This is a genomic window from Streptomyces ferrugineus, from assembly GCF_015160855.1.
Classification (GTDB): Bacteria; Actinomycetota; Actinomycetes; order Streptomycetales; family Streptomycetaceae; genus Streptomyces; species Streptomyces ferrugineus.
The window spans coordinates 8,414,433-8,438,040 of sequence record NZ_CP063373.1 but is presented as its reverse complement, the minus strand read 5'-3'; the positions used below and the strand labels follow the sequence as shown (position 1 = coordinate 8,438,040).

At 69.4% G+C, this 23,608-nt stretch carries 19 protein-coding genes and 1 riboswitch; of the genes, 9 read left to right on the top strand and 10 right to left on the bottom strand.

Annotated elements, in window-relative coordinates; genetic code table 11:
• The first annotated feature begins 143 nt into the window (after positions 1–143).
• The gene (gene cyc1, locus IM697_RS37495) at positions 144–1,229 is read left to right on the top strand and encodes an epi-isozizaene synthase (protein ID WP_194040892.1); all 1,086 of its coding nucleotides are present in this window, start codon (positions 144–146) and stop codon (positions 1,227–1,229) included.
• On the top strand, positions 1,226–2,605 hold the full coding sequence (locus IM697_RS37490; RefSeq protein ID WP_194040890.1) for a bifunctional albaflavenone monooxygenase/terpene synthase: 1,380 nt from the start codon (positions 1,226–1,228) through the stop codon (positions 2,603–2,605). Before cyc1 ends, IM697_RS37490 begins: the two co-directional genes overlap by 4 nt.
• A 1-nt stretch (position 2,606) precedes the next feature.
• Here the strand turns inward: IM697_RS37490 and IM697_RS37485 are convergent, their stop codons facing one another.
• The 8 genes from IM697_RS37485 to IM697_RS37450 all read right to left on the bottom strand — a co-directional run bounded on the left by IM697_RS37485 (position 2,607) and on the right by IM697_RS37450 (position 12,851).
• The gene (locus tag IM697_RS37485; RefSeq protein WP_194040888.1) at positions 2,607–3,575 is read right to left on the bottom strand and encodes a helix-turn-helix domain-containing protein; all 969 of its coding nucleotides are present in this window, start codon (positions 3,573–3,575) and stop codon (positions 2,607–2,609) included.
• Positions 3,576–3,786: 211 nt separating this feature from the next.
• Positions 3,787–4,800 (bottom strand): ribonucleotide-diphosphate reductase subunit beta, encoded by a 1,014-nt coding sequence (locus IM697_RS37480; RefSeq protein ID WP_194040886.1) that lies wholly within the window; start codon positions 4,798–4,800, stop codon positions 3,787–3,789.
• Complete coding sequence (locus tag IM697_RS37475; RefSeq protein WP_194040884.1) at positions 4,800–7,157, bottom strand: ribonucleoside-diphosphate reductase subunit alpha; 2,358 nt, start codon at positions 7,155–7,157, stop codon at positions 4,800–4,802. The genes IM697_RS37480 and IM697_RS37475 overlap by 1 nt, the downstream gene beginning before the upstream one ends.
• A gap of 124 nt (positions 7,158–7,281) precedes the next feature.
• A riboswitch (cobalamin riboswitch) is annotated at positions 7,282–7,421 on the bottom strand.
• A gap of 155 nt (positions 7,422–7,576) precedes the next feature.
• Positions 7,577–9,187, bottom strand: coding sequence for a monocarboxylate uptake permease MctP (gene mctP / locus IM697_RS37470; protein WP_194040882.1), 1,611 nt, complete (start codon positions 9,185–9,187; stop codon positions 7,577–7,579).
• The gene (locus tag IM697_RS37465) at positions 9,184–9,438 is read right to left on the bottom strand and encodes a DUF3311 domain-containing protein (RefSeq protein WP_194040880.1); all 255 of its coding nucleotides are present in this window, start codon (positions 9,436–9,438) and stop codon (positions 9,184–9,186) included. The genes mctP and IM697_RS37465 overlap by 4 nt, the downstream gene beginning before the upstream one ends.
• Positions 9,439–9,575: 137 nt before the next feature.
• Positions 9,576–9,773 carry a YbdD/YjiX family protein gene (locus IM697_RS37460; RefSeq protein WP_194040878.1) on the bottom strand — a complete coding sequence of 66 codons (198 nt, stop codon included), beginning with the start codon at positions 9,771–9,773 and terminating at the stop codon, positions 9,576–9,578.
• Positions 9,745–11,883: a carbon starvation CstA family protein gene (locus IM697_RS37455; RefSeq protein WP_194040876.1), complete on the bottom strand. Its 2,139-nt coding sequence runs from the start codon at positions 11,881–11,883 to the stop codon at positions 9,745–9,747. The genes IM697_RS37460 and IM697_RS37455 overlap by 29 nt, the downstream gene beginning before the upstream one ends.
• Before the next feature lie 203 nt (positions 11,884–12,086).
• Positions 12,087–12,851, bottom strand: a complete 765-nt coding sequence (locus tag IM697_RS37450; protein ID WP_194040874.1) for a GntR family transcriptional regulator — start codon at positions 12,849–12,851, stop codon at positions 12,087–12,089.
• A gap of 306 nt (positions 12,852–13,157) precedes the next feature.
• Between IM697_RS37450 and IM697_RS37445 the strand changes: the two genes are divergently transcribed.
• From IM697_RS37445 to IM697_RS37430, 4 genes are all read left to right on the top strand, one after another.
• Positions 13,158–14,435 carry an extracellular solute-binding protein gene (locus IM697_RS37445; RefSeq protein WP_194040872.1) on the top strand — a complete coding sequence of 426 codons (1,278 nt, stop codon included), beginning with the start codon at positions 13,158–13,160 and terminating at the stop codon, positions 14,433–14,435.
• Between the two features lie 102 nt (positions 14,436–14,537).
• Positions 14,538–15,524, top strand: coding sequence for a carbohydrate ABC transporter permease (locus tag IM697_RS37440; RefSeq protein ID WP_194040870.1), 987 nt, complete (start codon positions 14,538–14,540; stop codon positions 15,522–15,524).
• On the top strand, positions 15,521–16,351 hold the full coding sequence (locus IM697_RS37435) for a carbohydrate ABC transporter permease (protein ID WP_194040868.1): 831 nt from the start codon (positions 15,521–15,523) through the stop codon (positions 16,349–16,351). Before IM697_RS37440 ends, IM697_RS37435 begins: the two co-directional genes overlap by 4 nt.
• Positions 16,352–16,360: 9 nt before the next feature.
• The gene (locus tag IM697_RS37430) at positions 16,361–17,845 is read left to right on the top strand and encodes a glycoside hydrolase family 3 protein (RefSeq protein ID WP_194040866.1); all 1,485 of its coding nucleotides are present in this window, start codon (positions 16,361–16,363) and stop codon (positions 17,843–17,845) included.
• Between the two features lie 66 nt (positions 17,846–17,911).
• Here the strand turns inward: IM697_RS37430 and nagB are convergent, their stop codons facing one another.
• Positions 17,912–18,697: a glucosamine-6-phosphate deaminase gene (gene nagB / locus IM697_RS37425; RefSeq protein ID WP_194040864.1), complete on the bottom strand. Its 786-nt coding sequence runs from the start codon at positions 18,695–18,697 to the stop codon at positions 17,912–17,914.
• A 230-nt stretch (positions 18,698–18,927) separates the two neighbouring features.
• Between nagB and IM697_RS37420 the strand changes: the two genes are divergently transcribed.
• Entirely contained in the window at positions 18,928–20,016 is a 1,089-nt protein-coding gene (locus IM697_RS37420) for an SIS domain-containing protein (RefSeq protein ID WP_194040861.1), read from the top strand.
• 200 nt (positions 20,017–20,216) lie between these two features.
• On the opposite strand, the gene IM697_RS37415 is transcribed toward IM697_RS37420, so the two are convergent.
• Entirely contained in the window at positions 20,217–20,969 is a 753-nt protein-coding gene (locus tag IM697_RS37415; RefSeq protein WP_194040859.1) for an SDR family oxidoreductase, read from the bottom strand.
• 94 nt (positions 20,970–21,063) lie between these two features.
• Here IM697_RS37415 and IM697_RS37410 point away from each other — a divergent pair, with 94 nt between their 5' ends.
• Both IM697_RS37410 and IM697_RS37405 read left to right on the top strand, forming a co-directional pair.
• Entirely contained in the window at positions 21,064–21,705 is a 642-nt protein-coding gene (locus IM697_RS37410) for a TetR/AcrR family transcriptional regulator (protein ID WP_194040857.1), read from the top strand.
• A 422-nt stretch (positions 21,706–22,127) separates the two neighbouring features.
• A complete protein-coding gene (locus IM697_RS37405) occupies positions 22,128–23,594 on the top strand; it encodes a sensor histidine kinase (protein WP_194050035.1) in 1,467 nt (488 codons plus the stop codon).
• Positions 23,595–23,608: the final 14 nt, after the last annotated feature.

Below are 23,608 nucleotides of genomic sequence, written 5' to 3'. Positions count from 1 at the left end.
AGGTTTCCCCTTCCGGCCGGGCGCCGTTCGCATGCCCGTCACCCGTTCGATGTCATGCAGGAAAGAAGCAAATCCGTTCCCAAAACGGTCAGTTGTGGTGCTGAATGGAAGTGCGGGGACAGGCGGCTGAGGGGAGTTTGTTCGTGCATGCTTTCTCAGACAGCACCACAGCGACACCGGCGGCGGTCCCGGTTCCACCGTCGCTCTCCCTGCCGGTGATCGAAGCGGCGTTTCCCAGGCGACTGCATCCCTATTGGCCCCGGCTCCAGGAGAAGACCCGCACCTGGCTGCTGGAGAAGCGGCTGATGCCGCCCGACAAGGTCGAGGACCATGCCGACGGCCTTTGCTACACCGATCTCATGGCGGGGTACTACATGGGCGCCCCGGACGATGTCCTCCAGACGATCGCGGACTACAGCGCGTGGTTCTTCGTGTGGGACGACCGGCACGACCGCGACATCGTCCATCACCGCCCGGCGGCGTGGCGGCGGCTGGAGTCCCGTCTGCACGCGGCGCTGGAGTCCCCCGGGGACCATCTGCACCACGAGGACCCGCTGGTCGCGGGGCTCGCGGACAGCGTGGGGCGGCTGTACTCCTTTCTTCCCGGCACCTGGAACGCCCGGTTCGCCCGGCACTTCCACGCCGTGATAGAGGCGTACGACCAGGAGTTCCGCAACCGTGTCGAGGGAAGAATTCCCACGGTCGAGGAATACCTCGAACTGCGTCGGCTCACCTTCGCGCACGCGATCTGGACCGACCTGCTGGAGCCGAGCGCCGGAAGGGAACTCCCGGACCCCGTGCGCAACCATCCGGCATATCGGCGGGCGGCCCTGCTGAGTCAGGATTTCGCCGCCTGGTACAACGACCTGTGCTCCTTCCCGAAGGAAATAGCGGGCGACGAGGTCCATAATCTCGGAATCAGTCTCATCACCCACAAGGGGCTGACTCTCGAAGAGACGGTGACGGAAGTCAGACGGCGCGTCGAGGACTGCGTCTCCGATTTTCTCGTCGCCGAGTGCGAGGCCCTCGAATTCGCCGACTCCCTGGCCGACGGCACGCTGTACGGAAAGGAACTCGGCGCCACCGTGCGCGTCTGCGTCGGCAATATGCGCAACTGGTTCAGCTCGGTCTACTGGTTCCACCACGAGTCCGGTCGCTACCGGGTCGAAAGCTGGGACGACCGGTCCACGCCCCCGTACGTCGACAACGAAGCGGCAGGTGAGCTATGACCATCGAGTCCGTCCGCCCCGAGGCCCGGCCCCCCGCGCCGCCGGAGCTGCGCGAACCGCCGCTCGCCGGCGGTGCGGTTCCGCTTCTCGGCCACGGCTGGAAGCTGGTCCGCGATCCGCTGGCCTTCATGGCGGCGCTCCGCGACCACGGCGACGTCGTGCGGATCAAGCTCGGACCGAAGACGGTGTACGCCGTCACCACGCCGGACCTGACCGGCGCGCTGGCGCTGAGCACCGACTTCGAGATCGCCGGGCCGCTGTGGGAGTCCCTGGAGAGCCTGCTCGGCAAGGAGGGCGTGGCCACCGCCAACGGCCCCCGGCACCGGCGTCAGCGGCGCACCCTCCAGCCGGCCTTCCGGCTCGACGCGATCCCCGCCTACGGGCCGATCATGGCGGAGGAGGCGCATGCGCTGACCGAGCGCTGGAAGCCCGGCGAGACCGTCGACTGCACCGCCGAGTCCTTCCGGATCGCCGTGCGGATCGTCGCCCGCTGTCTGCTGCGCGGCGCCTACATGGACGAGCGGGCCGACCGGCTGTGCGCCGCGCTCGACACCCTCTTCCGCGGCATGTACCGGCGGATGGTGATCCCGCTCGGGCCGCTTTACAACCTGCCGCTCCCCGCCAACCGCGCGTTCAACGGCGCCCTGGCCGATTTTCATCTCCTGGTCGACGAGGTCGTCGCCGAACGCCGCGCATCCGGTCAAAAGCCGGACGATTTGCTGACGGCATTGCTGGAGGCGAAGGACGAGAATGGCGACCCCATCGGGGAGCAGGAGATCCACGACCAGGTCGTCGCGATATTCACCGCCGGCACCGAAACCGTGGCGTCCACGATCTTGTGGCTGCTCCAAGTGCTCGCGGAACACCCGGAACACGCCGACAAGGTGCGCACGGAGGTCGAATCCGTCACCGGCGGCCGGCCCGTGGCATTCGAGGACGTCCGCGGCCTGCGGCACACCAACAATGTCGTCGTGGAGGCGATACGGCTGCGCCCCGCGATCTGGATTCTGACACGACGGGCGGTGACCGACACATCACTCGGTGGCTATCGCATTCCGGCCGGGGCCGACATCGTCTACAGCCCCTACGCCATCCAGCGCGATGCGAAGTCGTACGGCCACCACCTCGAGTTCGACCCCGATCGCTGGCTTCCCGAACGCGCCAAGGAGGTGCCGAAATACGCCATGAGCCCGTTCGGCGTCGGCAACCGCAAGTGTCCGAGCGACCACTTCTCCATGGCGATGCTGACGCTGATCACGGCGGCGCTGTCCGCCGAGTACCGCTTCGAGCAGGTGCCCGGCTCGAACGACGCCACCCGGGTGGGCATCACCCTGCACCCGCACACGCTGCTGCTCAGGCCGGTGGCCAGGCAGTAGCTCAGGCGGCCGCCCCGGGGCCCTGGAACGTCCGCCGGTAGGCGTTCGGCGTCGTCCCCAGCGACCGTACGAACTGATGGCGCAGCGCGGCCGCGGTGCCGAATCCCGTTCGGCCCGCGATCGCGTCCACCGTCTCGTCCGTCGCCTCCAGCAACTGCTGTGCCAGCAGTACCCGTTGGCGCAGGATCCAGCGGTAGGGCGTGGTGCCGGTCTCCTGCTGGAAGCGGCGGGCGAAGGTGCGCGGCGACATGAGGGCGCGCTCGGCGAGCTGCTCGACGGTGACGTCCTCGTCGAGGTGACGCTCCATCCAGGCCAGCACCTCGCCGACCGTGTCGCACTGGGAGCGGGGCAGCGGGCGCTCGATGTACTGGGCCTGCCCGCCGTCCCGGTGCGGCGGCACCACCATGCGCCGGGCGATCTTGTTGGCGACCTCGGGCCCCTGCTCCTGGCGCACGATGTGCAGACAGGCGTCGATGCCGGCGGCGGTGCCGGCGCTGGTGACCACCGGCCCCTCGTCGACGTAGAGCACGTCCGGCTCGATGATCGCCCTCGGGTGCCGTCGCGACAGTTCCCCGGCGTGCCGCCAGTGCACAGTGCAGCGCCGCCCGTCGAGCAGCCCGGCCGCGCCCAGCACGAACACGCCGGAGCACACGCTGAGCACCCGGGCACCCCGGTCCACGGCCCTGACCAGGGCGTCCAGCAGCTCGGGCGGATAGTCGCGGGTGATGTAGTCGTCCCCCGCCGGCACGGCGATCAGGTCGGCTTCCTCCAGCCGCTCCAGGCCGTGCGGCGTGGCGACGGTGAGCCCTCCGACGTGCGTGCCCAGTACCGGCCCCTCGGCCGAGGCGACGGCGAAATCGTAGGTGGGCAGGCCCTCGTCGCTGCGGTCGAGGCCGAACACCTCGCACACCACGCCGAGTTCGAAGGGGTGCACGCCGTCGAGCAGGACGGCCGCCACGTTCTTCAGCATGCTGCCAGTGTGCCTCGGAAGTGGCAGTAAATCGAGGGTGTACGGCAGTCCTGCCACTGTCAGGAGTGTCTTGCCCGTATGAGACTTACGGCATGGACGCACTCCTCGAATACATGGCCGTAGTGGTTCTCTTCGTCCTCGTCGCGGGTCCGGCGCTCGTGGGACACCTTCACGAGCGCCGGATCGACCGCCAGCTGAGGGAGGCCGAGGATCAGAAGTCCTCGTCCAGGTCGACGGTGCCCTCCACCGCCACCTGGTACGCCGACGGACGCCGCTCGAAGAAGTTGGTCAGCTCCTGAACGCCCTGCAGCTCCATGAAGCTGAAGGGGTTCTCGGAGCCGTACACCGGAGCGAAGCCGAGCCGCGTCAGACGCTGGTCGGCGACACACTCCAGGTACTGCCGCATCGACTCGGTGTTCATGCCCGGGAGGCCGTCACCGCACAGGTCGCGTGCGAACTGCAGCTCGGCCTCGACGGCCTCCCTCAGCATGTCGGTGACCTGCTGCTGGAGCCGGTCGTCGAAGAGTTCCGGCTCCTCCTTGCGGACGGTGTCGACCACGTCGAACGCGAAGGACATGTGCATCGTCTCGTCGCGGAACACCCAGTTGGTGCCGGTGGCCAGACCGTGCAGCAGGCCCCGGCTGCGGAACCAGTAGACGTACGCGAAGGCACCGTAGAAGAACAGGCCCTCGATGCACGCCGCGAAGCAGATCAGGTTGAGCAGGAAGCGACGCCGGTCGGCCTGGGTCTCCAGGCGCTCCAGCTTCTCGACCTCGTTGATCCACTTGAAGCAGAACCCGGCCTTCTCGCGGATGGAGGGGATGTTCTCCACGGCCGCGAAGGCGGCGGCGCGGTCCTCCGGGTCGGGGAGGTAGGTGTCCAGCAGCGTCAGGTAGAACTGGACGTGCACGGCCTCCTCGAAGAGCTGGCGCGACAAGTACAGCCGTGCCTCGGGGGAGTTGATGTGCTTGTACAGCGTCAGCACCAGGTTGTTCGCGACGATCGAGTCGCCCGTCGCGAAGAAGGCCACCAGCCGGCCGATGAGGTGCTGCTCGGCGGGGCTGAGCTTGGCGAGGTCGGCGACGTCCGAGTGGAGGTCGACCTCCTCCACCGTCCAGGTGTTCTTGATGGCGTCCCGGTAGCGCTCGTAGAAGTCGGGGTAGCGCATGGGGCGCAGGGTCAACTCGAAGCCCGGGTCGAGGAGATTCTGGTTACGGGTGGTCATTACTGGCAGGCCTCGCAGGACTCGGGGTTTTCCAGGGAGCAGGCGACGGCGTCTTCGGGAGCCGTCTGCTGGGCGGGGACGGTCGCTTGTGCCGCGCGGGCGATGCGGGTCGCCGGGCGCGAGCGCAGGTAGTACGTCGTCTTCAGGCCCGACTTCCAGGCGTACGCGTACATCGAGGAGAGCTTGCCGATGGTCGGCGTCTCCATGAAGAGGTTCAGCGACTGGGACTGGTCCAGGAACGGGGTCCGCGCCGCCGCCATGTCGATGAGCCCGCGCTGCGGGATCTCCCACGCCGTGCGGTACAGCGCCCGTACGTCCGCCGGGATCCAGGCGAAGTCCTGCACCGAGCCGTTGGAGTCGCGCAGCGCCTCGCGGGTGCGGGCGTCCCAGACGCCGAGCCGCTTCAGCTCGTCGACCAGGTAGGAGTTGACCTGGAGGAACTCACCGGAGAGCGTCTCGCGCTTGAACAGGTTGGAGACCTGCGGCTCGATGCACTCGTACACGCCGGCGATGGACGCGATGGTGGCGGTGGGCGCGATGGCGAGCAGGAGGGAGTTGCGCAGGCCGGTCGTGGCGATACGGCTGCGCAGCGCGGCCCAGCGCTCCGGCCAGGTGAGTTCGACGCCGTAGTGGTCGGGGTGCAGCACCCCCTTGGCCGTACGGGTCTTCTGCCAGGCCGGCAGCGGGCCGCCCCGCTCGGCGAGGTCGGCGGAGGCCTCGTACGCGGCGAGCATGATGCGCTCGGCGATGCGCGTGGAGAGGGCCTTGGCCTCCGGCGAGTCGAAGGGCAGCCGCAGCTTGAAGAACACGTCCTGCAGGCCCATCGCACCCAGGCCCACCGGCCGCCACTTGGCGTTGGAGCGGCCCGCCTGCTCGGTCGGGTAGAAGTTGATGTCGACGACGCGGTCCAGGAAGGTCACGGCGGTGCGCACGGTGGCGTCGAGCCGCTCCCAGTCGATGTCGCCGGTCGCCATGTCGACGAAGGCGCCGAGGTTGACCGACCCCAGGTTGCAGACCGCCGTCTCCCCGTCGTCCGTGACCTCCAGGATCTCCGTGCAGAGGTTGGAGGAGTGGACGACATGGCCCGGCAGGGCCGTCTGGTTGGCGGTGCGGTTGGCGGCGTCCTTGAACGTCATCCAGCCGTTGCCGGTCTGTGCGAGGGTGCGCATCATGCGGCCGTAGAGGTCACGGGCCGGGATGGTCTTCTTCGCGAGCCCGGCGGCCTCCGCCTCGCGGTACGCCGCGTCGAACTCCTCGCCCCACAGGTCGACCAGCTCGGGCACGTCGGACGGGGAGAACAGGCTCCACACCTCATCGGCGTTGACCCGGCGCATGAACTCGTCCGGGATCCAGTGCGCGAGGTTCAGGTTGTGCGTACGGCGGGCGTCCTCACCGGTGTTGTCGCGCAGCTCCAGGAACTCCTCGATGTCGGAGTGCCAGGTCTCCAGGTAGACCGCGGCCGCGCCCTTGCGCCGGCCGCCCTGGTTCACGGCGGCGACGGAGGCGTCGAGGGTCTTCAGGAACGGGACGATGCCGTTGGAGTGCCCGTTGGTGCCGCGGATCAGCGAACCGCGGGAGCGGATGCGGGAGTACGACAGGCCGATGCCGCCGGCGTGCTTCGACAGGCGGGCGACCTGGTGGTAGCGGTCGTAGATGGAGTCCAGCTCGTCCTTGGGGGAGTCCAGGAGGTAGCAGGACGACATCTGGGGGTGCCGGGTGCCGGAGTTGAAGAGGGTGGGGGAGGAGGGGAGGTAGTCGAGGCGGCTCATGAGCCCGTAGAGCGCGGCGACTTCGTCCACCGACCTGGTGGTGTCGTCCTCGGCGAGCCCGGCGGCCACACGCAGCATGAAGTGCTGGGGCGTCTCGATCACCCGACGCGTGATCGGGTGCCGGAGCAGGTACCGGCTGTGCAGGGTGCGCAGGCCGAAGTAGCCGAAGCGGTCGTCGGCCGCCGTGTCGATGAGGGCGTCGAGGCGGGCGGCGTGGATGCGCGCGAACTCGGCGGTCCGGTCGGCGATGAGGCCCTCCCGGTGCCCGACCGCGACCGACTCGGTGAAGGACGTCACGCCCTGCGAGGCGGCCTCGGCGGCGATGGAGAGGGTCAGCAGCCGGGCGGCCAGCCTGCTGTAGGCGGGGTCCTCGGAGATGAGACCGGCGGCCGCCTCGGTGGCCAGCTCGCGCAGCTCCGTCTCGTCCGCGAGGGCGGACCGGCCGCGCAGCGCGGCGGCGGCGACCCGGCCGGCGTCGGCGTCGGGGAGGTCGGCGGTCAGCTCGGTGAGGGTCCGCAGCAGCGCGGCACCGGGACCGTCGGTTTCCACGGGGGCTGCTGAAGCAGGATCGGCTGGCGCGATGGTCACGTGGGGGCTCTCCCTCGCTCGGCACGGGGCCTTGCGGAGGGCAGGGGGCAGCACACGAGCGCACACGGCGTCGCGTCCACCGGCCCATTCCACGAGGCCCGGACGTCAGGGCGCACCGACCGGGTGGCCGGGCGCGCTGTCGGCAGGTCCTCGGACTGACTCCTGTGCACGGCGTTTCTGGGAACGGACATGCACAAGTACACCGTTGCGGGACAGTTCCGGATTCGCACCGGATTCCCCTGCGGCGACAGCGAGCACGAGCATACATCTTGTGCTCGCCCGCCACGCCACCCCCAGATGTTGTGTCGCGGCGGTTTCAGAGCGTCAACTTGTAGGTGAGGAGAGTGATGTCGACGTCTGCCGGACGCCCACGACGACGGGCCGCCGGATCGCTCCGGCGGCCCGTCGGTGTCAGGTGTTCAGTGGGACGATCCCGCGGTCGCCGCGGGCAGTTCCACCTGCACTCCCGGGTCGCCCGCGTCCGCCGTGTAGTCCTCCGGCCTGGTCTCGTCGACGCCCTCGGGGGCCTTCGCCGCCCTCAGGACGAAGGTCAGGACCACCGTCACCACCACGTTCAGCACGAACGCCGTCAGACCGATGTAGCCGATCTCACCGATGCCGGGGATCTCCGCCGAGGAGCCGCCGAAGTGCTTCTGGGTCGGGGAGGCGACCCCGTACGCCGCGACCGTGCCGTAGATCATGCCGACCGCCCAGCCGCCCAGCAGCGCCCAGCGGTGGAACCAGCGGGTGAACAGGCCGCCGACCAGGGCCGGGAAGGTCTGCAGGATCCAGATGCCGCCCAGGAGCTGGAAGTTGATGGCGACCGTCTTGTCCATCGCCAGCACGAAGACCAGCGCGCCCACCTTCACCAGCAGGGAGACCACCTTGGAGACCTTGGTCTCCTGCTCGGCCGTGGCGTCCGGCTTGATGAAGTCCTTGTAGATGTTGCGGGTGAAGAGATTTGCCGCCGCGATGGACATGATGGCCGCCGGCACCAGCGCGCCGATGCCGATCGCCGCGAAGGCCACGCCCGCGAACCAGTCGGGGAACATGTTCTCGAAGAGCTGCGGAATCGCCAGCTGGCCGTTCTGCACCTTGACGCCGGCCGCGATCGCCATGAAGCCCAGCAGCGCCAGCAGGCCCAGCATCAGGGAGTACAGCGGCAGGATCGTGGTGTTGCGGCGGATCACCTCACGGCTCTTCGAGGACAGGGTCGCCGTGATCGAGTGCGGGTACATGAACAGCGCGAGCGCCGAGCCGAACGCCAGGGTGGCGTACGTCCATTGCCCCCCGGCGGCCGGGATCAGCCCGCCCGCGCCGGCCTCCGTGTACTTCTTGTCGGCGGCGGCGAAGATGTCGTCGAACCCGCCCAGCTTGATCGGGATGTAGATGATCGCCACCGCGATGACGATGTAGATCAGCGTGTCCTTCACGAACGCGATCAGCGCGGGCGCGCGCAGTCCGGAGGAGTACGTGTACGCGGCCAGCACACCGAAGGCGATGAGCAGCGGCAGGTCCTTGATGAACCAGTTGGTGTTCTCGCCGCCGCCGACGCCCATCACGTCAAGGACGGCCTGGATGCCGACGAGCTGGAGCGCGATGTACGGCATCGTCGCCAGGATGCCGGTGAGGGCCACCGCCAGCGACAGTCCCTTCGAGCCGAAGCGGCCGCGCACGAAGTCCGAGGTCGTCACATAGCCGTGCTTGTGGGACACCGACCACAGGCGGGGCAGGAACGTGAAGATCAGCGGGTAGATGAGGATGGTGTACGGCACCGCGAAGAAGCCGGCCGCGCCCGCCGCGTAGATCGCCGCCGGTACGGCGACGAAGGTGTACGCCGTGTACAGGTCGCCGCCGAGCAGGAACCAGGTGACCCAGGTGCCGAACGACCGGCCGCCCAGGCCCCACTCGTCCAGGGTGTTCTCGTTCGCGGCCTTGCGCCAGCGCGCGGCCAGGAAGCCCATGACCGTGACGGCCAGGAAGAAGAAGATGAAGACGGCGAGCGCGACGCCGTTCACGCCGTCCTTCACTTGCCACCTCCACGCCGGGCGCGCTGGTCACGCCGCCACAGCTGGTACGCGATCATCGTCAGCACGGTGGAGATGAGCACCCACAGCATCTGGTACCAGTAGAAGAACGGGATGCCGGCGAACTCCGGATCGGCCTTGGCGTACGAACCGACCCACAGCATCGCCACGAAGGGCGCGCCGAGGCAGAGCGCGATGACGACCCGCACGGGAGTCACCACCGGCCCTCTGTTCACTTCTGATGTATCTGACATCTGACGGCTCCGTCCCCTCACTGATCACCACAGAAACGCGCAGGCAATGTAGGTGACGGTGCATCGACAGCGGAAGACCCTGTCCGCATATCGGATGTGGAGGAATGGTGTGTGCGGCGGCCGTGCGGTCCGGACGCTCAGCAGCAGCGGAACCCCTGGCGCGGGTCGGTCTCCTGGCGGTCGGTCCGCATCCGCTCGAAGTCGCGCCGGGTTGGCACCCTCGCGTCCGGGTGCTCGTTCCGGACATGCGCGACATAGCGGTCGTACGCGGACTCGTCGGTCAGCTCGCGCAGATACCAGCGCACACTACGGAGTACCCGCCGAAGCGACGGCACGGCGCTCCTCCTCCTTCTCCTCCTTGGTCGGGATCAGCCCGGCCGGTGCGGTGATCTTCGACTCGACGTACGGCGCCTCGCTGAGCGTGGACAGGGCCGGGCGGCGGATGTGCCGGACGCAGACGCGGGTGGCGTCGACGACCACGACGACGATGAGGAGCGCGAGGAGCGCCGAGAGGACGCCGTCCACCGTGGAGTTGGTGACCACGGTGTGCATGTCGTCCATGGTCTTGGCGGGCGGCAGGACCTCGCCGCGGTCGATGGCGTCCTGGAAGACCTGACGCTGCTTGAAGAAGCCGACCTTGGGGTCGCCGGAGAAGACCTTCTGCCAGCTCGCGGTGAGCGTCACGGTGGCGTCCCAGGCCAGCGGAACCCCGGTGATCCAGGCCCACTTCAGGCGCCCCGACTTCACCAGCAGCGTGGTGCAGACCGCGAGGGCGACCGCCGCGAGGAGCTGGTTCGAGATGCCGAAGATCGGGAAGAGCTGGTTGATGCCGCCGAGGGGCTCGTGGACGCCCACCCACAGGAAGTAGCCCCACAGGCCGCACACCAGGGCGCTGGTGATGGCCAGGCCCGGCTTCCAGCTGACGTCCTTGAAGGGCCGGTAGACGTTGCCCAGCATGTCCTGGAGCATGAACCGGCCCACGCGGGTGCCGGCGTCCAGCGCGGTCAGGATGAACAGCGCCTCGAACATGATCGCGAAGTGGTACCAGAAGGCGCGCAGGCTGTCCCCGGTGATCTGGGAGAAGATGTCCGAGATGCCGATGGCCAGGGTGGGCGCGCCGCCGGTGCGGGAGAGCAGGGACGCCTCCTCGACGTTCTCCGCCGCCCGGGCCAGCGCCTCCGGGGAGATCTGGTAGCCCCAACTGCCCACCACCTGCGAGGCGTTCTGCACGGTGTCCCCGATGACCCCGGCGGGCGCGTTCATCGCGAAGTACAGGCCCGGGTCGATGATGCTCGCCGCCACCAGCGCCATCACGGCGACCGACGACTCCATCAGCATGGAGCCGTAGCCGATCATGCGGACCTGTGTCTCCTTCTGGATCATCTTCGGCGTCGTGCCCGACGAGATGAGCGCGTGGAAGCCGGACAGGGCGCCGCAGGCGATGGTGATGAAGACGAAGGGGAAGAGGGAGCCCGCGAAGACCGGGCCGTCGCCGCGCGAGGCGAAGTCCGTGACCGCGTCCATCTTCAGCGTCGGCAGGGCGATGACCACACCCAGGGCGAGCAGGAAGATCGTGCCGATCTTCATGAACGTCGACAGGTAGTCGCGCGGCGCCAGCAGCATCCACACCGGCAGGATCGAGGCGATGAAGCCGTACGCCACCATCCAGATGACCAGCGTCGAGGGCGCGAGGGTGAAGGTGTCGGCCCAGGACGACTCGGCGACCCAGCGGCCCGCGACCAGGGCGAGCAGCAGCAGGGCCACGCCGATGACGGAGACCTCGGTGACCCGGCCGGGGCGCAGCACCCGCAGGTAGAAGCCCATCAGCAGGGCGATCGGGATCGTCATCGCGATGGAGAAGGTGCCCCAGGGGGACTGCGCGAGGGCGTTGACGATGACCAGCGCGAGCACCCCGAGCAGGATGATCATGATGGTGAAGGTGGCGACCAGCGCGGCGGCGCCGCCGAACGGGCCGATCTCCTCGCGCGCCATCTGCCCCAGCGAGCGCCCGTCGCGGCGGGTGGAGAAGAACAGCACCACCATGTCCTGGACGGCGCCCGCGAAGATGACGCCGGCGATGATCCAGATGGTGCCCGGGAGATAGCCCATCTGCGCGGCCAGCACGGGCCCCACCAGCGGTCCGGCGCCGGCGATCGCCGCGAAGTGGTGGCCGAGCAGGACACGGCGGTCGGTGGGGTGGAAGTCGATGCCGTTGTTGAGGCGTTCGGCCGGGGTGGCCCTGGTCCTGTCGACCTTGAGGACCTTGTACGCGATGAACTTGGCGTAGAAGCGATAGGCGATGGCGTACGAGCCGAGTGCGGCGGCGACCATCCAGGCGGCCGAGACCTCCTCGCCCCGGGAGAGCGCGAGCACACTCCAGCCGGCGGCGCCGACCAGCGCGACAAGGGTCCAGATGACGACGGTTCGGGGCTTCGCGGTACGCACCGGGCTGTCCTCCCGTCCATGCGGCGACGGGAGGAACGTAGAACAGCAGCGGCAGTTGCGCTACACCGCGTGCACTACCGCAAGTCACCTGACCCTGCGGGCACTTCAGCCGCGCCTCGCCGCATTGTCCCGGGGCCGTACCGATCTGCGGCCACGGCCGCGCGGCCCCCGGGCTCCCGGCCGGTCTCGCTCGCGTCCGGGCCTTACTCCGCCGGCCGCTTCAGCCTGGCGACGAACTTGTAGCGGTCCCCGCGGTACACCGACCGCACCCACTCCACCGGCTGTCCCTCCCGGTCCAGCGAGTGCCGGGACAGCATCAGCATCGGCAGGCCCACGTCGGTGCCGAGCAGGCCGGCCTCGCGCGGGGTGGCCAGCGAGGTCTCGATGGTCTCCTCGGCCTCGGCGAGATGGACGTCGTAGACCTCGGCGAGCGCGGTGTAGAGGGAGGTGTACTTCACCAGGCTGCGCCGGAGCGCCGGGAAGCGCTTCGCGCTGAGGTGGGTGGTCTCGATGGCCATCGGCTCGCCGTTGGCCATGCGCAGCCGCTCGATGCGCAGCACCCGGCCGCCGGCCGTGATGTCGAGCAGGTCGGCGAGGCGGTCGTCGGCGGTGATGTAGCCGATGTCCAGCAGCTGGGAGGTCGGCTCCAGGCCCTGGGCGCGCATGTCCTCGGTGTACGAGGTGAGCTGCAGCGCCTGCGAGACCTTCGGCTTGGCGACGAACGTGCCCTTGCCCTGGATGCGCTCCAGACGGCCCTCGACGACCAGCTCCTGAAGGGCCTGGCGCACGGTCGTGCGGGAGGTGTCGAACTCGGCCGCCAGCGTGCGCTCGGGCGGGACCGGGGTGCCCGGCGCCTGGGTCTCCGTCATGTCGAGGAGGTGCTTCTTCAGGCGGTAGTACTTGGGCACGCGGGCGGTACGGACGGTGGCGCCGTTCTCGTTCTCCGCACTGCTGACGTCGGTGCTCATGCTTCGCCTTCCCGGCTCCGGATGCGGGTCACATCGTGATCCCTTCTATATACCTTCGCCGCCACTTTTGGTCTAGTCCATAGCGCTGAGTGGTCTAGCGGACGAGAGTACTCCGGCCCCGTGGTTTTCGCTGGGTTCTTACTTAAAGGTTCCTGCATATGTAGGTCGCATAACGGCTGGTCAGGGCCGTTTCAATGACCCTTGACAGGGCTTTTGGTCTGGTCCAAGCTCCCCGTACTGGTCTACACCATTGGTCCAGGTCCCGGCCCATGGGCGGGAGGTGTGGGCATCCCTGAGGAGGGTGGCGTGAAGCGCAAGCTGATATCCGCGATCGGTGTCGCGGGCATGATGATCTCGCTGGCGGCGTGCGGGGGCGACGACGGCGACGGCGGGGACAAGGCCGGAGCGGACGGCTACGCCGGCGAGACGCTCACGGTGTGGGTGATGGACGGCTCCTCCCCGGACCAGTGGCAGAAGGACGTCGCCGCGGCCTTCGAGAAGAAGACCAAGGCGAAGGTCAAGTTCGAGATCCAGCAGTGGAACGGCATCCAGCAGAAGCTGACCACCGCCCTGTCCGAGGAGAACCCGCCGGACGTCTTCGAGATCGGCAACACCCAGACCCCGGCCTACGCCAAGACCGGCGGCCTCGCCGACCTCGCCGACCTCAAGACCGAGATCGGCGCCGACTGGACCGAGTCCCTCAACGAGTCCTCCGTCTTCGACGGCAAGCAGTACGCGGCGCCCTGGTACTTCGCCAACCGCGTCGTCCTCTACAACAAGAAGATCTGGGCCGAGGCGGGCATCAAGGACACCCCCAAGACCCGCGACGAGTTCTACGCCGACCTCAAGCAGATCGGCGAGAAGACCGACGCCGAGCCCATCTACCTGCCCGGCCAGAACTGGTACCACTTCGTCGGCCTGACCATCGGTGAGGGCGCCGAGCTGGTGAAGAAGGACGGCGACAAGTACGTCTCCAACCTCGCCGACCCGAAGGTCGCCGCCGCCATGGAGACGTACAAGAAGTTCCAGGCGCTGTCCAAGGCGCCCAAGGACAAGGACGAGGCCACCCCGCAGCAGGGCGAGGTCTTCGGCAAGGGCAATGTCGGCGCCTTCATCGGGATGGGCTGGGAGGCCGGCATCGCGATCGAGGCCAACAAGAAGATCGAGAAGGAGATCGGCTACTTCACCATCCCCGGTGCCACGGCCGACAAGCCCGAGGGCGTCTTCCTCGGCGGCTCCAACCTCGCCATGGCCGCGGGCAGCAAGAAGCAGGAGCTGGCCAAGGAGTTCCTGAGGATCGCCCTGTCCGACGAGTACGAGGGCGAGCTGGCCAAGCTCAACGGCGTCATCCCCAACAAGGAGTCGCTGCAGACCAACCTCAAGGGCAACGTCGTCGCCGAGGCCGCCGCGCCGGCCGCCGCCGGCGGTGGCACCACACCGCTGATTCCGGAGTGGGCGGCCGTGGAGAACGCGCCCAACCCGATCAAGACGTACATGACCGCCGTGCTGAACGGCAAGTCGCCGGCCGAGGCCGCGGCGCAGGTCGAGGACGAGTTCAACAAGCGTCTGGCCCAGCAGCAGTAACGCGCCGGTGCGCGCGCCGGGGCGGGGGATGCGCATGACGCCCCCCGCCCCGGCGACCGTACGCGGGTCTACGTACGTAGGTCGAGAAGAGAGATCGCGAGCATGACCGTGCAGACCGAACGGCCGCCCTCCGGCCCGGTGGACGTGGTGAAGAAAGCCGAGAGCGGCTCCGCCGGGCCGGGCCGCCGAGCCGCGTCCCGCACGGGCGCGCTCACCCCGTACTTCCTGCTGCTGCCGGCCTGCGCGGCCACCGTGCTGCTGCTCGGCTGGCCGCTGCTGAAGGACGTCCTGCTGTCGTTCCAGAACCTCAACATGGCGCAGCTGATCCAGCACGTCACCGAGTGGAACGGCATCGACAACTACAAGCAGGTCCTCACCGGCGAGGACTTCTGGCGCGTCACCCTGCGCTCGATCCTGTTCACGGCGGTCAACGTCGCCCTGACCATGATCCTCGGCGCCCTGGTCGGCCTGCTGCTGGCCCGCCTCGGGCGGCGGATGCGGGTCATGCTGATGATCGGGCTCGTGCTGGCCTGGGCGATGCCGGTGGTCGCCGCGACCACCGTCTACCAGTGGCTGTTCGCACAGCGCTTCGGCGTCGTCAACTGGGTCCTGGACAAGCTGGGCTGGCACTCCATGGCCGACTACAGCTGGACCAGCAGCCAGATGTCGACGTTCTTCGTGGTCACGGTGCTGATCGTCTGGATGTCGATCCCGTTCGTCGCGATCAACCTGTACGCGGCCACGACCACCATCCCGGACGAGCTGTACGAGGCCGCCGCGCTGGACGGGGCGGGCCTGTGGAAGAGCTTCACCACGGTGACGCTGCCCTTCCTGCGGCCCTTCCTCTACGCCACGACCTTCCTGGAGATCATCTGGGTCTTCAAGGCGTTCGTGCAGGTCTTCGTCATCAACGGCGGCGGTCCCGACCGGCTCACCGAGATCCTGCCCGTCTACGCCTACATCGAGGGCGTCGGCAACCAGCACTACGGCATGGGCGCCGCGATCGCCGTCCTGACCATCCTGATCCTGCTCGGCCTGACCGCCTACTACCTCAGGATCGTGCTCAAGCAAGAGGAGGACGAGCTGTGAACCGCTCGCTCTACAGCCGCCTGTGGCCCAACGTCACGGCCGTGGTCCTGTTCATCGGCTTCGTCTTCCCCGTGTACTGGATGTTCGCCACGGCCTTCAAACCGACCGGCGACATCATCTCCGAGGACCCGGTCTGGTTCCCGACCGACATCACCTTCGAGCACTTCCGGACGGCGACCGGCGTCGACCACTTCTGGACGTACGTCACCAACTCGCTGATCGTCACGCTGTGCGCGGTCGGCCTCGCCCTGGTCGTCGCGCTCGCGGGCTCCTTCGCCCTGGCCCGGATGCGCTTCAGGGGGCGGCGCGGCTTCGTCATCGGCTTCATGCTGGCGCAGATGGCACCCTGGGAGGTGATGATCATCGCGATGTACATGATCGTGCGGGACGCTTCGCTGCTGAACAGCCTCGTGCCGCTGACGGTCTTCTACATGATGATGATCCTCCCCTTCACCATCCTGACCCTGCGCGGCTTCGTCGCGGCGGTGCCCCGCGACCTGGAGGAGGCCGCGATGGTCGACGGCTGCACCCGCGCCCAGGCGTTCCGCAAGGTGATCCTGCCGCTGCTGGCGCCCGGCCTGATGTCCACGTCCCTCTTCGGCTTCATCACCGCATGGAATGAATTCCCCCTGGTCCTGGTGCTGAACAAGGAGGCGGAGTCGCAGACCCTGCCACTGTGGCTGTCCAGCTTCCAGACCGCCTTCGGCAACGACTGGGGCGCCACGATGGCGGCGTCCTCCCTCTTCGCCATCCCGATCCTGATCCTCTTCGTCTTCCTGCAGCGCAAGGCTGTCAGCGGCCTGACGGCCGGCGCCGTGAAGGGATAACGCCACCCGATGACGACATTCGCCAGCGGTACCGACACGCTCACGCGCGACGCGCTGACGGTCCTCCAACCCGGTTTCACCGGCACCACCGCCCCCGACTGGCTGCTGCGCCGCCTCGGCGAGGGCCTCGCCTCCGTCGGCCTGTTCGGCCGCAACATCGCCTCGCCCGAGCAAGTGGCCGCCCTCACGGCCCAGTTGCGTGCCGAGCGGGACGACGTGCTGGTCGCCATCGACGAGGAGGGGGGTGATGTGACCAGGCTGGAGGTGCGCACCGGCTCCAGCTTCCCCGGCAACCACGCCCTGGGCGCCGTCGACGACACCGAGCTGACCCGGGAGGTGGCCGCCGAACTCGGACGCCGCCTGGCCGCCTGCGGGGTGAACCTCAACTGGGCCCCGTCGGCGGACGTCAACTCCAACCCCGCGAACCCGGTGATCGGCGTCCGCTCCTTCGGCGCCGACACGGCCCTGGTCGCCCGCCACACCGCGGCCTATGTCACGGGCCTGCAGTCGGCGGGCGTCGCGGCCTGCACCAAGCACTTCCCGGGCCACGGCGACACCGCCGTCGACTCCCACCACGCGCTGCCGCGCATCGACGCCGCCCTGGACGTGTTGTCGGACCGCGAACTCGCCCCGTTCCGCGCGGCGATCGCCGCCGGCACTCGAGCGGTGATGAGCGCGCACATCCTCGTCCCCGCCCTCGACCCCGGCCACCCGGCGACCCTCTCCCGCCCGGTCCTGACCGACCTCCTGCGCGGCGAACTCGGCTACGGCGGCCTGATCGTCACCGACGGCATGGAGATGCAGGCCATCGCGGCGACCTACGGCATCGAACGCGGCAGCGTCCTCGCCATCGCGGCCGGCGCGGACGCGATCTGCGTGGGCGGCGGGCTCGCGGACGACGAGACGGTACGGCGCCTGCGGGACGCGCTGGTGGGGGCGGTGCGCTCCGGGGAACTGGCCGAGTCCCGGCTGGCCGAGGCGGCCGAACGGGTACGGGAGCTGGCGCGCTGGACCGCGACGGGGGCACCGGCGGCCGAGGGCGAGGTGCGCACGGACATCGGCCTCGTCGCCGCCCGCCGTGCCCTGAGGACGACGGCCGCCTCGACTTTCACCCCGATCACCGAGGCGCCGTACGTCGCCGCCTTCACCCCGGTCGCGAACATCGCGGTGGGCGACGAAACCCCGTGGGGCGTGGCGGCGGAGCTGGCCCGTCGGCTCCCCGGCACGCGGACCGGCAGCTACACGGGTGAGGACGCGGGCCGAGTCGCCCTCGAAGCGGCCGGTGAGCGCCGGGTGGTGGCCGTGGTCCGCGACGAACACCGCCACCCCTGGATGGCGACGGCCCTGGACACCCTCCTGTCCGCCCGTCCCGACACGATCATCGTCGAGATGGGCGTCCCCCAGGCGTCCCCCCGAGGCGCCCTCCACATCGCCACCCACGGCGCGGCCCGGGTGTGCGGCCGGGCGGCGGCAGAGGCCATCGTGGGGGAGTGAGGGACCTTCAGCCACCCGGGCGCCACCGCGCCACGGCGGCGGCCGGGGAGCCGAGGCGAGGTCGGCTCAGATCCCCTGCCACTGCGGCTTGTTGACGTAGGTGTGCCGGAAGTAGTCGGCCAGCTTCAGCTTCGACGCGGCGGCCTCGTCGACCACGATCGTGGCGTGCGGATGCAGTTGCAGCGCCGAGGCCGGGCAGACGGCCGCGACCGGCCCCTCGACGGTCGCGGCCACCGCGTCCGCCTTGCCCTCACCGGTGGCCAGCAGCACCAGGTGCCGCGCCTCCAGGATCGTGCCGATCCCCTGTGTGATGACGTGATGCGGCACCTGCTCGATGTCCCCGTCGAAGAACCGCGCGTTGTCGACCCGGGTCTGCTCGGTCAGCGTCTTGATCCGGGTCCGCGACGCCAGCGACGAGCACGGCTCGTTGAACCCGATGTGCCCGTCGGTCCCGATCCCGAGCAACTGCAGGTCCACCCCGCCGGCCTCGGCCAGCGCCGCGTCATACGCCTCGCACGCCCCCTGCACGTCCTCGGCCGTACCGTCCGGCCCCATGAACGCGTCCATCCCGATCCCCAGCGGCTCCAGCACCTCGCGCCGCAGCACCGAGCGGTAGGACTCCGGGTGCTCGGCGGGCAGTCCCACATACTCGTCGAGCTGGGCGATCCGCGCCCGCGAGGCGTCCACGGCACCGGAACGCACCCTGGCCGAGAGCGCCGTGTAGATGGGCAGCGGGGTCGACCCGGTGGCCACGCCGAGCAGGGCGTCGGGCTTGCGCCCGAGCAGCCGGGCCATGGCCTCGGCTATCAGCTCGCCACCCGCCTTGGCGTCCGGAACGATGACAACTTCCACGCTGGGCCTGCCGATCTGAAGAGGGACTCGAAGGGCACCCTGAAGGGGCATGTGGTTTAGACCAATCTAACAGAGCGGCGCCCGGCGGCCCAGGTGGAGGAAGGCCTCATGAACATTTCGAGAGCCGGTAGGGCAGGCGTCATCGCCCATGGGGGAGTGGAATGGACACTGTCCGTCCGAGGAGACAGGCGTCCCGCCCGGCACGACGAGCGCGAGAGCAGGAAGGGCCCATGACCACCACGACCCCGTACCCTCCCGACCCTCAGGCCCCCCACAACGAGCTACCCGGCCGGATCATGGCCCGCGAGATGGCCGAACAGCCCGCCGTGCTGCGCCGGATCCTGACCCGGGGCGCCCCCGCCATCCGCCGGGTCGCCCAGGAGATCGCCGCCCGCGCACCGCGCTTCGTCCTGCTCACCGCCCGCGGCACCTCCGACAACGCCGCTCTCTACGCCAAGTACCTCCTGGAGATCCGCCTCGGTCTGCCCTGCGGCCTGACCTCGATGTCGACGATCACGGCCTACGGCGCCCGCCCCGACCTCACCGACGTCCTCGTCATCACCGTCAGCCAGTCCGGTGGCTCCCCGGACCTGGTCGCCTCCACCAAGGCCGCCCGCGAGGCCGGCGCCATCACCCTCGCGGTGACCAACAACCCCGACTCCCCACTGGCCGGAGTCTCCGAGTACCACCTCGACATGATGGCCGGACCGGAGCGTGCCCTCCCCGCGACCAAGACCTATACGGCCTCCCTCCTCACGCTGTACCTCTTCGTCGAAGGCCTGCGCGGCGGCGACGGCGCCGCGGCCGAGGGCCTCCCGGACCACGCCGAGCGCCTGCTCGCCCGGCAGGACGAGGTCCGCGCCCTGGCCGCCCGCTACCGCTTCGCCGAACGCATGGTCATCACCTCCCGCGGCTACGGCTATCCCACCGCCAAGGAAGCCGCCCTCAAGCTGATGGAGACCAGCTACATCCCGGCGCTCGCCTACTCCGGCGCCGACCTGCTGCACGGCCCGCTCGCCATGGTCGACAACGTCTCCCCGGTCATCGCGGTCGTCACCGACGGCCAGGGCGGCGAGGCCCTCCGGCCCGTCCTCGACCGACTCCGCGGCCGCGGCGCCGACCTGGTCGTCATCGGCCCCCGGCGTCAGGTCGAGCAGGCCTCGGCCGGCTTCGTCCTGCCCACCGAGGACGTGCCCGAGGAGATCCAGCCGATCCTGGAGATCCTTCCGCTCCAGCTCCTCGCCCACGAGGTCACCATCGCCCGGGGCCAGGACCCGGACGCGCCGCGGGCTCTGGCCAAGGTGACGGAGACCCGCTGAGGGTGGCCGCGAACTTTTTTCGGTGGCCCGCGCTGCCTCTTGTGGCTGGCGCCGGCGCGAACTTCCGGACGCGCTCGGCACACCAGGATCCGACTCGCCTTGTGCCGTGCTCGAGCTCGCCCCGCACCCCGCTCCGGCGCGCCGCAACCGGACTCAGGACGTCGGCCCTGAGGGTCGGGGAGGGCGCGGTGGTCGGGGCGCTAGTGCAGGCTCAGCAGCGAGCCCCCGGTCGCGTCGATGTGCTGCCCCGTTATCCAGCGGGAGTCCGGTGACGCCAGGAAGCCCACCACGTCCGCGACGTCGGACGTGGTGCCGACGCGCCCGAAGACCGAGACGGCCTCCGCGTGCGCGCGTATGCCGGGGTCGGCGAGTGCGCCGCTCGTCAGGTCCGTGTCGATGAAGCCGGGCCCGACGGAGTTGGCCGTGATGCCGCGCGGCGCCAGCTCTGCCGCGAGCGAGCGGGTCAGGGTCGTGACCGCGCCCTTGGCCATGTGGGTGGCTGCGATGGGGGCGATGGCGGCGTCCGTGGCGGCCGTGACGTTGATGATCCGGCCGTCGTCGCGCAGGCGTCGCAGGCCGTGCTTGACGATGAAGAACGGCGCCTTCGCGTTGACCGCTTGTGCCCGGTCGTAGGCATCCTCGTCCGTCTCGCCGATGGTCGCGAAGATCGCCATCCCGGCGTTGTTGACCAGGATGTCCACGCCCTGCGCCTGTCGGTCGAAGGCCTGCCACAAGGTCTCCGCGTCACCGGGCACGCCCAGCTCGGCGCGGATCGCGAACGCGCTGCCGCCCTCGGCCTCGATCGCGGTGACCGTCTCCTTCGCCGCCGCCTCATTGCTGCCGTAATGCACCGCGACCCGCGCCCCGTCGCGCGCCAGCCGCTCGGCGACCGCCCGCCCGATCCCTCGGCTCGCCCCTGTGACCAGTGCCGTCCTACCCGCAAGCACGCCCATGCCGACGCCCCCTCGCATTCTTTAGCGATCGCTACAAAAGAACCGTACAACACCCCACCGACGTTTCTCTAGTGATCCTTATAGAATGCACTCCATGGTGAGCAGCGACGAGACGGTACGGATGGACGCTGCGGCCCCGCCCACGTCCAAGCCCCGCGGCCGCCCCCGATCCTTCGACCGCGAGACCGCCCTGGAGAAGGCGATCCTGGCCTTCTGGGAGCGCGGCTACGAGGCGACATCCGTCGCCGACCTCACCCGCGCCATGGATATCGGCGCGCCGAGTCTGTACGCCGCCTTCGGTGACAAGCGTTCGCTCTTCGAGGAGGTCGTCCGCGTCTACACCGCCCGCTATGCCTCGTTCGCCGACAGCGCCCTCGCGGAGGCGCCCACCTCGCGAGCGGCCGTCGAGCGGACCTTGCGGGACGCCGTCGGCGCCTACACGGACCCCGACCGTCCGCACGGCTGCCTCATCGCCCACGCCGCCATCAACTGCACGACCCCGGAGGTCGCCGACTCCCTGCGTGACCGCCGCAACGCCACCATCGCCGCCTTCGAGGGCCGTATCAAAGACGACATCGCCACCGGCGTCCTCCCCGCCGGCACCGACGCCGCCGCCCTCGCCCGGCACACCGGCGCGATGATCCAGGGCATGTCGCAACAGGCACGCGACGGGGCGAGCCGGGAGGAACTCGAGGCACTCGTTGAAATTGCCATGGCCATCTGGCCCCGCACATGAACCCACACGGGTTAGGCTGCGTGATGTATGCGAGGGCGTCCTACTGGTTCTCCTGCTGGTTCGGAGCCCCTGAAGAAAGCGCCAACAACAAACACGCTCCAACGCATGGACACACGGGAGTGGTCTAGTCCACAATGCGGAGGAGTGCGTCGCACGAGAACGCACCGACTTCCGTCTTCCCCGCACAGGAAGGCGGACCGAGGAACCGGAGCTCTCTGCCCTGACTGCCCCGGCTCCTCATCCTTCGGCCGACCGGGACCGCACACCCCACGGCCGATATTGCTCCGGGCTGCGGTGCCGGGAGGGTTGAGGGTCCCTCTCAGGCGCCGCGGCCCGCGGGTGTTTCCGGGGTCGGATCGCTCCCCGGTGGCTGGTTTCGAGCGATGTCCGTACCGCCAGGTACGCTCGGCCACGTGCCCTCCATGAACGAACTCGTACGCCAGCACACGGCCCTCGACGACTCCGACCTCGAGTGGCTGCACCTGCTGGTCTCGGAGTGGCAGCTGCTCTCCGACCTCTCCTTCGCCGACCTCGTCCTGTGGGTCCCCACCAGCGACGGCACGCGCTATGTCTCCGTGGCGCAGATGCGGCCCAACACCGGCCCGACCTCGTACCAGGACGACATGGTCGGCCATCTCGTCCCGCGCGGCCGCCGCCCGATGCTGGACGCCGCGCTCGACGAGGGCCGGATCGTGCGCGAGGGCGACCCGGAGTGGCGCGAGGAGGTCCCGGTCCGCGTCGAGTCGATCCCGGTACGACGGGAGGGCCGCGTCCTGGGCGTCATCGCCCGCAACACCAACCTGCTGACCGTCCGCACCCCGAGCCGTCTGGAGCTGACGTATCTCCAAAGCGCCTCGGACCTCGCGCAGATGATCGCGGCCGGCGCGTTCCCGTTCGCCAACCAGCAGGTCGACATGGACGCCTCGCCGCGCGTCGGCGACGGCCTGATCCGCGTCGACGCCGACGGCATCGTCCAGTACGCCTCCCCGAACGCGCTGTCCGCCTACCACCGCCTCGGCCTCGCCGCCGACCTCCTCGGCCATCACCTGGGCAAGACCACCGCCGAACTCGCCCCAACCCGCGGCCCGGTGGACGAGGCGCTCGCCAAGGTCGCCAGCGGCTGGGCGCCCCGCAACTTCGAGATCGAGTCGGGCGAGGGAGTCATCCAGTTCCGCGCGATCCCGCTCAGCCCCAAGGGCACCCGCATCGGTTCCCTGGTCCTGCTCCGGGACGTCACCGAACTGCGCCGCCGCGAGCAGGAGTTGATCACCAAGGACGCGACCATCCGGGAGATCCACCACCGGGTGAAGAACAACCTCCAGACGGTGGCGGCCCTGCTCCGCCTCCAGGCCCGGCGCATCGAGTCCGAACGCGGCCGGGAAGCCCTCGAAGAGGCGGTACGGCGAGTCGGCTCGATCGCGATCGTGCACGAGACGCTCTCCCAGAACCTCGACGAGCGCGTGGAGTTCGACGAGATCGCCGACCGGGTGCTGGCCATGGTCGCCGAGATCTCACCCGGCAAGGTGGGCGGCCGGCGCACCGGCCGCTTCGGCATCCTGGACGCCGAGGTCGCCACCCCGCTGTCGATGGTCCTGACCGAGATCCTCCAGAACGCCCTGGAGCACGGCTTCCGCGAGGGCGAGACCGGCACGGTCGAGGTCACGGCGGTCCGCGGCGGCACGACCCAACAGGTCCGCCTCCTGGTCACGGTGCAGGACGACGGGGTGGGCCTGCCCGAGGGGTTCGATCCGCAGACCGCGGGCAACCTCGGCCTGCAGATCGTACGGACCCTGGTGGAGGGCGAATTGGGCGGCACCTTCGACATGGTGCCGGCGCCGGAGCGCGGGACCCGGGTGATCCTCGACATCCCGGTGCGGGCGCACAAGTAGGGCGGACGCGGGGC

Excerpts from the sequence above, each read along its gene's own strand:
- IM697_RS37490 (WP_194040890.1), top strand. The coding sequence starts at position 1,226 with ATGACCATCGAGTCCGTCCGCCCCGAGGCCCGGCCCCCCGCGCCGCCG.
- IM697_RS37485 (WP_194040888.1), bottom strand. The coding sequence starts at position 3,575 with ATGCTGAAGAACGTGGCGGCCGTCCTGCTCGACGGCGTGCACCCCTTC.
- IM697_RS37480 (WP_194040886.1), bottom strand. The coding sequence starts at position 4,800 with ATGACCACCCGTAACCAGAATCTCCTCGACCCGGGCTTCGAGTTGACC.
- IM697_RS37465 (WP_194040880.1), bottom strand. The coding sequence starts at position 9,438 with ATGTCAGATACATCAGAAGTGAACAGAGGGCCGGTGGTGACTCCCGTG.
- IM697_RS37450 (WP_194040874.1), bottom strand. The coding sequence starts at position 12,851 with ATGAGCACCGACGTCAGCAGTGCGGAGAACGAGAACGGCGCCACCGTC.
- IM697_RS37440 (WP_194040870.1), top strand. The coding sequence starts at position 14,538 with ATGACCGTGCAGACCGAACGGCCGCCCTCCGGCCCGGTGGACGTGGTG.
- IM697_RS37430 (WP_194040866.1), top strand. The coding sequence starts at position 16,361 with ATGACGACATTCGCCAGCGGTACCGACACGCTCACGCGCGACGCGCTG.
- IM697_RS37420 (WP_194040861.1), top strand. The coding sequence starts at position 18,928 with ATGACCACCACGACCCCGTACCCTCCCGACCCTCAGGCCCCCCACAAC.
- IM697_RS37415 (WP_194040859.1), bottom strand. The coding sequence starts at position 20,969 with ATGGGCGTGCTTGCGGGTAGGACGGCACTGGTCACAGGGGCGAGCCGA.
- IM697_RS37410 (WP_194040857.1), top strand. The coding sequence starts at position 21,064 with ATGGTGAGCAGCGACGAGACGGTACGGATGGACGCTGCGGCCCCGCCC.
- IM697_RS37405 (WP_194050035.1), top strand. The coding sequence starts at position 22,128 with ATGAACGAACTCGTACGCCAGCACACGGCCCTCGACGACTCCGACCTC.